Source organism: [Clostridium] clostridioforme AGR2157 (assembly GCF_000424325.1).
Classification (GTDB): domain Bacteria; phylum Bacillota; class Clostridia; order Lachnospirales; family Lachnospiraceae; genus Enterocloster; species Enterocloster clostridioformis_A.
In genome coordinates this window covers 16,153-27,273 of the sequence record NZ_KE384166.1, presented here as the reverse complement: position 1 = coordinate 27,273, position 11,121 = coordinate 16,153, and the positions used below count along the sequence as shown (strand labels likewise).

The following is an 11,121-nucleotide window of genomic DNA, read 5'->3' as shown; positions in this document are numbered from 1 at the left end:
AGTTTAAGGGAGAGCTGCTCCAAAAGGACTTTACGGAAAGCCAGGCGCAGGAAGCGATAATCAAAATGAGTATGAGGGCGCCAGGCAGTGAAGTTAACAGCCCCGCCTTGGGAAATCAGGGTCGCCAATCATCCTGCTCTGGAAAACAACGGAGGGCTCTGCCATGAAGCAAAGTAATCGTAACCGATAGCTAAAGCATATTGCCTTCTCCTCCATGTATTCTGTTCTTCTCCTTTCCTATATTTTCTACTGCAATTATGGACGGCAAACCATGTGAGAAACTGACTGCTCTTTCCATATGGTCGGTTTGATAAAATCACTTGACAAGTAGAGTCCGCTCTTTTATAATAAAGTTAAGTAAACAATCGTTTACTTGACAGGAGGCATAGGAATGTCTGATACAAAGGAAAAGATTCTGATGACAGCACTCCGTTTGTTTGCGCAGGATGGCTATGAGGCTGTTTCTGTCAGTAAAATAGCCGGGGAGCTGGGAATGACAAAAGGCGCGCTTTACAAACATTACAAAAATAAGCGGGATATTTTTGACAGTATTTTGGAACGTGCATGCCAGTTGGATATGGAGCGTTCCAAAAAAGCGGGAGTACCAGAAGATGATTTTGATAAAATGCCGCAGCCTTTCCGTAACACTTCAGTGGAGAGCGTTATGGCTTATATGAAAGCCCAGTTTTCTTACTGGACGGAAGACGAAATCGCCTGCAATTTCCGCAGAATGCTGACCCTGGAACAATACAGAAGCCCTGAAATGACAAGCTTGTACCAAAAGGTTTTGGCCGGCGGGCCAGTCAATTTTATTGAAGATCTGTTCCGGGAAATGATGAAGCAGGGAACCTGGCAGGAAGGCAACCCCAGACAAATGGCGGTTGAGTTTTTTGCCCCGTTTTATTTATTACTGAGCATGTCGGACGTTGCATCAGGAAAAGAAGAAAAAGAAAAAGTGGCAGTTCTTTTTACAACACATCTTGAATGTTTCGTAGAAAAGCACGCTGCGAAGATGCCATGAAAACATAAGTAGGAACAACAAAAGTTGTACTTATAAAACAATAAACAAGGAGGACTATTGGTGAAAACTAATTACAGCAGGAGCATTGTAGGCTAACCGGGAGGTTTGCGTACAATTATGAATGCCAGATCTCCCAAAAGGACGATAAAAACGACTTTTTGGAGGGATAATCTCATGAATCGAGAAAATAAACGAATCAAATACGAAAAAGGATATTATAAAACCCATGCATGCAATGAAAGCTTCACCTGCAAAATATGCGGCAGGCTTGTGGTGACGACAGGCGCCGGAAGCAGCCACCGCAATCATTGTCCGAACTGCCTGCACAGTCTTCATGTAGACAATGACCCCGGTGACCGCGAATCTGATTGTGGAGGTTTTATGGAGCCGATTTCAATATGGGTGCGTAAAAACGGAGAATGGGCAATCATTCACCGTTGCCGCCAGTGCGGACAGCTGTCCTCCAACCGGATTGCAGCTGATGATAATCCCATGAAGCTGATGTCGATAGCAATGAAAGCTCTGGCGCTGCCGCCGTTTCCGCTTGAAAAAATCGAAGAATTGACGGATATGATGGCAGGCGATGGGGCCATAAAGTAATCAGAGGACAAACATAAAGCCGATAAACTTGTGAGAAATCACAGTCTATCGGCTTTATGCATTCATAGCATATGGATTAAGGCTCTTCTTTTGTCTCCGCTTCTTTTGTTGGCTCGGCCACTTCTGGTACCATTGTTTTATGGCAGTCAACCCAGACCCTTCCCAGTTTATCCCCTTTCACTTTACGGTGTATTCCCCCTCCGGCAAATCAGTCAGCCCGCAGCTGGAGTTTAAAAACACCTTGTTGGTGCTCAGCGCAAGGGCGTCGTCCATGGCCATGTCAAAATAGTCCACGGTCCGTTTTCTCACCGCTTCCTGCAGATCCGAGAAGCTGTAGGGGTAGGCCAGGGTCTCGGGTGTATACACCGCCACGTCCAGCCCCCTCTCCTCCATCATTCTGCGGATGGCCCCAAGCTTAGCCCTGGCATCCTCCGCAAAGGGATAGTCCAGCCTGCAGTAGTGGGGAATTCCTCCCCAGAGATCCACATGCATCAAACCACATTTCTGCATGGAATCCAGATACTGGAATAATGGACGTACTGTACGCTCATCACTCCGATTTGGTCAAGGGTAATCTTTGACATTTCATCCGCCTCAGCCCTCTGACATCAATAATCAAACTGGCGGTAGTAACGGCGGATCACCATGGGATGACGGAATTCCTGCTCCATATGGGCATCCACACGGTTGTTCACTGCGTGCATCACCAGGTGGGAGACGGATCCACGGAATGCCTCGCTGATCCCCTTTAATTCATAATCCTTGGTATCGATAATGGTATAGTTCTTGCAGACCTTCGGCAGGAAGCCCCTGACGCGCTCTGCCAGCGGACGCTGCTCATCCTCCCCGATAAAGAGGGTGACAGGCGTCTCAGCATCCACCACTTCCAGCATGCCGTGGAAGAATTCCGCGCTGGTGATGGACTTGGTGCGGATCCACAGCTGCTCCTCCCAGTAACACATGGCGTAGGAATAGGTGGCCCCCCACTGGTTTCCGCCGCCCACGAAGTAATGGGGCATATCCGGGCGGGCCTTGAAATACGCATATTTGTCCTTGGCAAAGCCTGCGGCCCACTCATCAGCCGCTTTCTCAACCTCCACCAGAGCCTGGGCCAGATGGGCCTCCATCTCCGCATTGTACTGGTCATACTCCGGGAACTCGCCGTTGTTGTACATCAGGCGGTTGGCCACCATGTAAAACTTCAACTGCTCGTTCATGGGATAGGAAATGCACCAGTCGCACTGCTTCACCATGGGCGCATCGGGCTTGTCAACAAAGCCGAACACCTTGGCCCCCACTTTCCTGGCCTTCTCAACAGCCTTCACCATCTCTTCAGTGCTTCCCGTTACAGAGGAGAAGATCACAACTGAATCCTTGGTGAAACGCTTGTTGCCGGTGGTGATGAACTCCGCGCCATTCTCCACAAACACGGGAATGGAGCTTCTGCCCCTCATATACACCTCCACCTGCATGCTGGAAGCCCAGGTGCCGCCGATTCCAATAAAGTAAATCCCGTCAAAGCCATTTTTCTGAATCTCATCTATAACTTTCTCAATCTCAGGACGCAGAGCCAGCGCACCGTTTACGCTGTCAATCTGCATCTGCTCATCAAATTTTAACATTCTTCTCCTCCGCTTTCCAATCCCTACTTGTGGAAATGTACCTTGAAGTTGCACTTGTCTCCACGGGTATAGGATTTCGAATATTCTATCACACGGTCGTTCTCATCGTACGTGGTACAGGAGAACAGAAATACCGTTTGGTCTTTGCTGATATTGATCAGCCTGGCATCGGACTGGGTCAGCTGAACCAGTTCCAGGGTCTGCCACGCTCTCACCGGGTTGATCCCGTAAAATTTATAGATTTCAAACATGCTGAAAACAGACAGGTCGATGCCCTCCATTTTCGGAACCAGGTTATAGGGAACATAGATCTCCTGGATGGCGATGGCCTCATCATCCGCATAGTCCAGACGCTTGATATAATACAGCATATCCTCCTCGCCGATCCCGAAGACCGCAGCATACTTCTCTCCGGCCTTCCGCTGGCCCTTCAGCAGAATTTTGCGTTTTGTCCGCACATTTTTCTCATCCATGGTCTGGGTGAAGCCGCCCAGCACCTCCAGGTCCCGCTCGATCTGTGCCACAACATACACGCCCTTGCCCTGGACGCGCTTTAACAGGCCCTCGTTTACCAGGGCGTCAATGGCGCTGCGGACCGTCAGACGGTTGATTCCGTATGTGGCCGCGAGAACATTTTCAGAGGGGATCGCCGTCCCGGGGGCATATTCCCCGTCCTCAATCTTGGAGCGGACCACCTCACGAAGCTGCAGATAAATGGGTGAATTGTACGCTACTTCTGCTGTTTTAGCCAACTTAAGTTCCTCCTAACACTGGCTCGCAATGAGCACTATTTTACCAGGCGCCGTTATACTCCAGCGTCACGCTGGAATTCGCGGCCCCCATTCTCATGCATTCCTGCACTTCCTTCTCTTCCAGAATCCCTCTCAGGAATCCGGCTATAAAGCTGTCCCCAGCCCCCATGGTGTCCACCACATTGCAGGGGATGATCCCAAAGGCAGTGAAATCTGTTCCGTCATAGGCAATGCTTCCCTTTTCGCCCAGGGTGACAATCACAAGCCTGGGACCTCTGGCCTTGATGGCCTTCATCGTCTCACGAAGCTCCGGCGTGTCCCCGTCATCGGTGGCAAAGAACAGGTAATCTACAGAGGGGATGGCAGTCACAGCCGCCGGATCCCCCGGCCTTGTAGCCGCATCAAAAGCGATCTTGATCCCCCTTGCCTTCAGCTCTGCCAGGTCGTCGTGGACATTCCCCCACAAGCCTGTGACAATTATATCGTGGGTACAGAGAAAATCCTTCTCCTCCTCAGTCAGCTTAAAATCAGCCAGCACACCCTCCTCATAATCGCCAAATACCCGCTCCCCGTCCGCCAGCTCCACATGGGTGATGGCCGTATTTCCCTCCTCGAAACGGATGTGGGAGACGTCAACGCCTTTCCCCGCAATCCTCTCCTTCATCAGAGCGCCGTACTTGTCCGTACCCACCACTCCGGTGTAGGACGCCTGGCCCCCCAAACGCACAAAATAGACCGCTACATTAACAGGGTTTCCGCCTGGGTATGCGTTCCCGGTATTATCATAAACATCCATACAGTTATCGCCGACTGCAGCCAGTTTCATCTATTATTCCTCCATTTACTTTAGAGGGATTCACCGCCTGGTCAGTTCACTTGCGAAACAAACATATTCCGAACGGGTGATCTCTTTAAAGTATTCAAAAATCACGTCCTGCTGATCCATGGTCACACCTGACTGATAGATCACAGGAGCACCTTCTTCAATCTCCAGATACCCCGCTTCCTCCTCATCGCAGTAAGCGATGCTCAGCTTCTCCATACCGCCTGAGACATCCACGCCGTACCGTTCCTTCAGTACCTCATACAGAGAAACACCGTTAAAGTCCACGTCTTCCAGTCCCGGAAAACGGACGGCGTCCAGATAGATGGTGGAAATCACCACCGGAATCCCATCCAGACAGCGCAGACGCACAATCCGCATCAGCTTGTGCCCCAGGGGCAGCTTCATCTTCCGCCCGATATTCTTGGGCGTTTCACAGAAGTCCACGCGGAGCACCTTTGTGTCGATTCTGCGCCCGGCATTCTGCGCTGTCTGGTAAAATCCATAGACATCCTGAAGGTTGCGGACCAGCTTCCGCCTTGCCACATAGGTCCCGGAGCCGTTTTTGTTGTAGATCTTCCCTTCCAGAATCAGCTGTTTGATGGCACTTCTCAGTGTGGAGCGGTTAAAATCCCACATCTCGCACATAGCGCGCTCGGACGGAAGCTTGTCATCCGGTTTTAAATTGTTCTTGATCATATAATTCTCGATTTTTTCCATGGCCTCGTCGCGGGGCTTCTGGTGATCTATATTCATGGCAGACATTCCTCTATTGATATTCAACTGGTTACAAATGCTTACTCCTGCCTTCAATCTTAAAACATCTGCCACAAAGTGTCAATCATTCTGCCTGGAAATAATCGCTATTTCCTGGCCGCTGCCTTCTTATTCCGGTTCTCCCAGAAATAGTATACCGGAAGCCCAGTCACTACGGCGATCACTGCGCAGGCGATACCTGCAACAGGCGCCCAGATAAATGTGGACCAAATCAGCGTGCCTGTGATCAGCATAGCCACGCCCACCATCAGCGTTCTGGCCGGCATTCTGTATGCGGGCTTGTAGTGCTCTTTGTTTCTCAGTACAATGATGGTTCCGAAGGTCAGGAAATTCTTCAGCAGGGCCACCAGTGTGAAATACCCCAACAGGTCGGAAAGGGATGTGGCGAAAATCAGGACGATTGCCACAGCGCACTGCACCAGAATGGAGAAGTAAGGAGTCTCATACTTGGGATGCACTTTGCCGAAAGCCTTGAAGAACAGGCCATCCTTTGCCATTGCGTACTCAATACGGGGCTGGAACATGATACAGCTAGACAGGGAACCGATTACCACGATAACCGCCATCACTGCCACAACGGTTCCGGCGTATCCGCCGATGATCGGGATCTTGGAAGCCAGCAGAGCGATGGGCGCCTCGGAGGCAGCCAGTTCATCCACGGACAACAGACCGGAGGCGGTCAGGGTCAGGCCAACATACAGGGCCAGCACGATAAATGCGGTGAGGATCAGTCCTCTGGGCAGGTTTTTCTTGGGCTCCTTGATCTCGCCGGACATATAGCAGGCAGCCGCCATACCGTCGAAGGACCATGTGGTTGCGGAGATACCGGCCAGCAGAGCGGTAAAGCCAGTGGCTGTCACTCCGGCCAGGGGTGCATTTGACAGGAATAGCTCCCCTTTAATAAAGAAGATACCGATACCCACGATCAGCACAAAGGGAATGATCTTTAAGGCAGTGATAATGGTCTGGAACTTGCCGCCGCCCTCAACTGAGCGCAGGTGCATTATCATGAAAATCAGCACAAAGCCAACTGCCACCAGGCGCAGAAAGATGCCGTGTACCGGGATGAAGAACGCCAGGTAGTTGGCAATGGCCAGAGCCATGATGGAGATGGATGGCGGGTCGGTGGCCCAGAAGCTGATCCATCCGCAGAGGAAGGCCAGCGGCCGGGATCCCGCCTCCTTAAAATACACGTACTGTCCGCCGTCCTCGGGGAAGGCGCTTGCCAGCTCCGCGTAGCAGAAGTTGGCGGGGACCTGAAGCATACCGCCGATCAGGAAGGACAGCACCAGGAACAGGCTGCTTCCCGCAGCTCCTGCCACCTCACCCAGGGATGAGAAGATTCCGGATCCCACGGTGGTGCCTACTCCAAGTGCGATTACTGCGCCCAGACCGAGTTTCCGTTTCAGTTCGTTTGCACTTTGTTCCGGTGTTTTTACATTAGACATACTCATTTCTCCTTTTTGTTTTTAGGCGGGAACGCCTCCTCTTATGAGGCAGCCGCCCCGGCCTTATATGGCCTCACGCCGCAGGGCGTGCAGCTGACATTTACTGCTCTCCCATCACCTGGATGAGAATGGTTCTCTGAGCCGGGCCGTCGAATTCGCAGAAGTAGACCTCCTGGGCGCCCCCCTTTTCCAGCGCTCCGCCGCACACCAGCAGGTGGCAGTGGTTGCCGGTGAGAAGGGATTTGATATGACCTGTGGGATTGCCTGCCGTGGAGCCGTAGTCCCGCAGCATTCTGGCATGGGCGTAGGGCCGGTCCTCCGGCGCCATCCTGGCCAGGAACTCCGAGAGATCGCTTTCCAGGCATTCCAGGGACTCGTTCACCGTGATTCCCGTGGTGGTGTGCCGGCTGATGACATTGACGATGCCGTTTTGAATCCCACTCTCCTCCACAGCCTTGCGGATCTCATCGGTGATCAGGATCATCTGGTTGTACTCTGTTGTCAGAATTGTAAATGAACTTGTATGTACCACTGGTTGCCCTCCTTTATATGGCTCCGCCCAGGAACTCCAGAGCGTTGCCGCCCTTGATCAGCTCCAGGGTGCTCTCTCTGAATCCGAGACGCGAGATGGAGTCCGCCATGCGGATCTGTTCGAAACGCGGATTGTTGCTTCCGAACATGACCTGGTGCCGCAGGCTGCGGTCGATCCAGGTGGCGGGGATGTCGTGGTTAAATACCCGTTTATAGAACTCCAGGGCATTGTCAAAATACAGAAGCCCTGTGTCTGCGTAGACGTTGGGGTATTTGAGCATCAGCATGGCCGTCTCCTGTACCCAGGGCCAGCCGAAGTGGGCCAGGCAGATCTTAAGCCCGGGCCTTGTGGCCGCCAGCTCCTCAAACTCCATGGGCCTGGAATACTTGGTCAGGGTGTTTGGTTCCCAGGACAGGCCGCTGTGGAAGATAATGGGCCGGCGGTACTGCTCACAGATGTCGTAGATGGGCTTCAGCCGCTCATCCGACGGACGGAAATGCTGTCTGGATGGGTGCAGCTTCAGCCCCGCAAGCCCCAGATCCCCGAATGCGTGTTCCAACGCCTCCGCCGCCCCCGGGGCCATGGGATCCACCCCCGCAAAACCGATGAAGCGGTCCGGAGCCATATCCACCAGCCTGCGGATCTCCTCGTTTGTCACCAGCGGCCTGCCGTATTCCGTGGTATAGTCCTCCGGCAGCAGGCACAGGCGGTTCAGCCCTGCACAGCGCATCTGGTTGAATATGTGCTGCAGGGGCGCAGTACCGTTGAGGTGGATATCCAGGGCGTCATGCCGCATATTCTCCACCGTGACGTCCTCATTGATGGGTTCGTAAAACGCCGGATGTACATGAATGTCAATAAACATTGTTGATCTCCCTTCCTTACTGGCTTCTAAAAACCGGCTTCCTTCATATAGGCGCGGGCATTGTCAATGGCTCTTCTGGCGTACAGCCTGGGCTCGTTGATGTATCCGGTCACCAGCTCCAGAGTGGCTGTCTTCTCATAGCCCACGTCCTTCAGCTCCTTAAACAGTTCCGGCAGCGGGATGGAGCCTTCGCCCGGAACAATGTGGCTGTCCGTGCCCTGGTCACCGTCGATGATGTGCATATGGTACATCTTCTCACCCAGCTTGTCGATATAGGCCATGATGCTCTCGTGCTGCACAAACGGCGGCACCACATCGCACATGCCCACAATGTAGGGGGAGTCGATGCGCTTAAACAGCTCGATCAGATCATTGGCGCTCTTAAAGGCATTGCTCTCATAGGGCGTCAGTGTCTCCACCACCAGCTTCACGCCCACCTTCTCTGCGTGGTCCGTCAGCTCCCTTAAGGTGGTCACCATGCGGGTCCAGATTTCCTCATAGGCGGCCAGGTAGCCGGCGTGGGCAGGGGACACCAGCATATAGTCGGAGCCCAGCTCCCGGGCCATATCCAGGCACAGCTTTAAGTAGTCCACCGCGTCTCTCCTCTGAAGCTCGCTTCCGATCATGAAGTTGTAAGGATAGGCATTGTGCTCCGGCGTAAAGCCCAGCACCGGCATCTGGTATTTCTCGCTCAGGCGCTTCACATCCACGATCTCCCCGGCCTTTAAGTCCGGCGCAAAGGCGTGAGGCCTGCCGCCCCACAGCTCGATGAAGTCATAGCCAAAACGTTTGGCGTCCTGAAAACAGTGTTCCAGCGGATTGCGCTGGTAGCCAGAAGTGAACATTCCAAGTTTCATAAGTAATTACTCCCTTTGTTCATTTTCTTTTATGATAACTGCAATTGCTTTTCCGATATCCCGGTGGCCTCCGGCGTTCAGATGGATTCCATCCTCCCCCAGATCCCCGGTGACGGCGCCTGCGTCCAGGTACAGGCAGCCGTAATTTTCCGCCAGCTCCCGGTAGACAGGTTCCAGTTCCCTGCTCTTTTTCCAGGACTCCCGGTCAAACATGGGATCATTCTCCGGATGGATGGGCACCGGCGACACCAGCAGAATCACTGCCCCTGCCCCCTGGTGTCCAGGATGTGCCTGGCCTTCACCAGCAGCCTCCTCCACTACCCGGTATGCCTGTCCAAGCTCCGCTGCCAGGACACCCGGATAACGCACGTCCTCCTCATATCTCCAATCCCCGGCATATAGCCCCAGGTGTTGGAATCGCCGTAGCAGAGAATCCTCTTTCTCATAGCCTTCAGTCCTCCCAGGGATTGAAGGTGCCAACCACCTTGGCGGCCACCCTTGCGCCCCTGTCCAGACAGGCCTCGATGCCGGATCCCATGAGGATCTCATACAGGAACCCTGCAATGAAGCTGTCCCCGGCTCCCACGGTGTTCACCAGCTTAGCCGGGTAAATGCCGCCCTCATAGAACTTCTGTCCGTCATAGGCCAGGCTGCCTTTGTCGCCGAAGGTTGCCACCGCTGCCTTCATGCCGCGGTCCACCTTGTCCTTTAAGTAGGACTCAATGAATTCGTCCCGCTCCCTGTGATAGGAATAGAATCCGTAGTCCACATAGGGAAGGGTCTTCTCCACCAGCTCATGATCCAGACGGTCCGCATAATCGAAGCTGATCAGTGCATTGGAGATCTCGCGGATCTTCGGCAGCGCGTCCTCCGCCTTCCCCCACAGGGCGGTATGTACCAGGTCGTGGCCTGCGGCAAAACGGATATCCTCCTCGTCAAACACAATGTTCTCCAACACGCCCTCCACATAGTCCCCGTGCACCCGGTCCAAACCGTCCATGTCCATGTAGGTGATGGCGGTCTGCCCGTCTCCCACCTTGAAATGGCTCAGATCCAGCCCCTCTCTGGTCAGCGTCTCAACCATCCAGGCCCCGTTCTCATCCGAACCTGTGGTGCTGATGACAGATACAGGGATTCCCAGCTTCCGGATGTTCACGCCTGTGTCCACCACATTGCCCGCGGGATATTTCTTCCCAATGCGCTCATACACGTCAATGCAGTTGTCACCGATTGCAGCAACTCTCATGTTCCTCTCTCCTCCCAATGAATATATATGTGACTCAATTTTTTATACCAATTGCAGTATAGCAGAACAATATATTAGTGTCAATTTGACAATTTACACATATTTAAGTTCTGTTTTAGTGCACTTTTTACATATTTTCGGTTTGAAAGAATGGCTTTTTACCGTTTTAAGCTTCTTATTACAAATATGCAAATACATTTTTTATACCAAAAAAGCCGCTGTGAACCAGGAGCCATAGGCGCTCCGTCACAACGGCCTTTCTTCATTTCAGCTGTTTTTTACACACAGGCCTTCCGCCCGCCCCAGTTCAGAGACCACCGCCCTCAGGCCGAAGTCTCTCTCCTTTACAAAGCTACACACCGGACCCGTATCATCCATGATTGTCGGTTCACATATCACTCCCGCCCATTGATCACATAGACCTGAAGCCCGCGTTCCAGGCAGAAGTTCACCAGCCTCACCGCCCCGTCCCGGTCCAGCGGCTCGTTGTACAGCACCGAACGGCCGCTGCCCCGGATCACCTTGGCTCCCTCCACCGTATCCCTGCGGCAGCCGGTATTGCACAGAACCAACAGCAC

14 protein-coding genes and 1 pseudogene are annotated in these 11,121 nt (G+C 53.0%); 2 read left to right on the top strand and 13 right to left on the bottom strand.

Going from position 1 to position 11,121, the window contains the following annotated elements:
- Positions 1–119, bottom strand: a pseudogene (locus G614_RS35270) (IS91 family transposase); the annotation flags it as partial.
- Between the two features lie 299 nt (positions 120–418).
- On the opposite strand from G614_RS35270, the gene G614_RS0126275 reads away from it, so the two are divergent.
- Positions 419–1,021 carry a TetR/AcrR family transcriptional regulator gene (locus tag G614_RS0126275; protein WP_242828236.1) on the top strand — a complete coding sequence of 201 codons (603 nt, stop codon included), beginning with the start codon at positions 419–421 and terminating at the stop codon, positions 1,019–1,021.
- Positions 1,022–1,195: 174 nt separating this feature from the next.
- Positions 1,196–1,621: an RNHCP domain-containing protein gene (locus G614_RS0126270; protein ID WP_027644237.1), complete on the top strand. Its 426-nt coding sequence runs from the start codon at positions 1,196–1,198 to the stop codon at positions 1,619–1,621.
- A 177-nt stretch (positions 1,622–1,798) separates the two neighbouring features.
- Here the strand turns inward: G614_RS0126270 and G614_RS29130 are convergent, their stop codons facing one another.
- The 12 genes from G614_RS29130 to G614_RS0126205 all read right to left on the bottom strand — a co-directional run bounded on the left by G614_RS29130 (position 1,799) and on the right by G614_RS0126205 (position 11,121).
- A complete protein-coding gene (locus G614_RS29130; protein WP_242828235.1) occupies positions 1,799–2,116 on the bottom strand; it encodes a hypothetical protein in 318 nt (105 codons plus the stop codon).
- 113 nt (positions 2,117–2,229) lie between these two features.
- Positions 2,230–3,243, bottom strand: coding sequence for an SIS domain-containing protein (locus G614_RS0126260; protein WP_027644236.1), 1,014 nt, complete (start codon positions 3,241–3,243; stop codon positions 2,230–2,232).
- Positions 3,244–3,266: 23 nt separating this feature from the next.
- Complete coding sequence (locus tag G614_RS0126255) at positions 3,267–3,995, bottom strand: GntR family transcriptional regulator (protein WP_027644235.1); 729 nt, start codon at positions 3,993–3,995, stop codon at positions 3,267–3,269.
- A 40-nt stretch (positions 3,996–4,035) separates the two neighbouring features.
- Entirely contained in the window at positions 4,036–4,821 is a 786-nt protein-coding gene (gene frlD, locus G614_RS0126250; protein ID WP_027644234.1) for a fructoselysine 6-kinase, read from the bottom strand.
- Between the two features lie 30 nt (positions 4,822–4,851).
- The gene (locus tag G614_RS0126245) at positions 4,852–5,574 is read right to left on the bottom strand and encodes a GntR family transcriptional regulator (RefSeq protein ID WP_027644233.1); all 723 of its coding nucleotides are present in this window, start codon (positions 5,572–5,574) and stop codon (positions 4,852–4,854) included.
- Between the two features lie 107 nt (positions 5,575–5,681).
- The gene (locus tag G614_RS0126240; RefSeq protein ID WP_027644232.1) at positions 5,682–7,043 is read right to left on the bottom strand and encodes an amino acid permease; all 1,362 of its coding nucleotides are present in this window, start codon (positions 7,041–7,043) and stop codon (positions 5,682–5,684) included.
- Positions 7,044–7,143: 100 nt separating this feature from the next.
- Positions 7,144–7,575, bottom strand: a complete 432-nt coding sequence (locus G614_RS0126235; protein WP_027644231.1) for a secondary thiamine-phosphate synthase enzyme YjbQ — start codon at positions 7,573–7,575, stop codon at positions 7,144–7,146.
- Between the two features lie 13 nt (positions 7,576–7,588).
- Positions 7,589–8,440, bottom strand: a complete 852-nt coding sequence (locus G614_RS0126230) for an amidohydrolase family protein (protein ID WP_027644230.1) — start codon at positions 8,438–8,440, stop codon at positions 7,589–7,591.
- 26 nt (positions 8,441–8,466) lie between these two features.
- Positions 8,467–9,297, bottom strand: coding sequence for a fructoselysine 3-epimerase (gene frlC, locus G614_RS0126225; RefSeq protein WP_027644229.1), 831 nt, complete (start codon positions 9,295–9,297; stop codon positions 8,467–8,469).
- Positions 9,298–9,303: 6 nt separating this feature from the next.
- Positions 9,304–9,666 (bottom strand): hypothetical protein, encoded by a 363-nt coding sequence (locus G614_RS0126220; RefSeq protein ID WP_027644228.1) that lies wholly within the window; start codon positions 9,664–9,666, stop codon positions 9,304–9,306.
- A gap of 82 nt (positions 9,667–9,748) precedes the next feature.
- Positions 9,749–10,543, bottom strand: coding sequence for a fructoselysine 6-kinase (gene frlD, locus G614_RS0126215; protein ID WP_027644227.1), 795 nt, complete (start codon positions 10,541–10,543; stop codon positions 9,749–9,751).
- Positions 10,544–10,938: 395 nt separating this feature from the next.
- The gene (locus tag G614_RS0126205; RefSeq protein ID WP_027644226.1) at positions 10,939–11,121 is read right to left on the bottom strand and encodes a hypothetical protein; all 183 of its coding nucleotides are present in this window, start codon (positions 11,119–11,121) and stop codon (positions 10,939–10,941) included.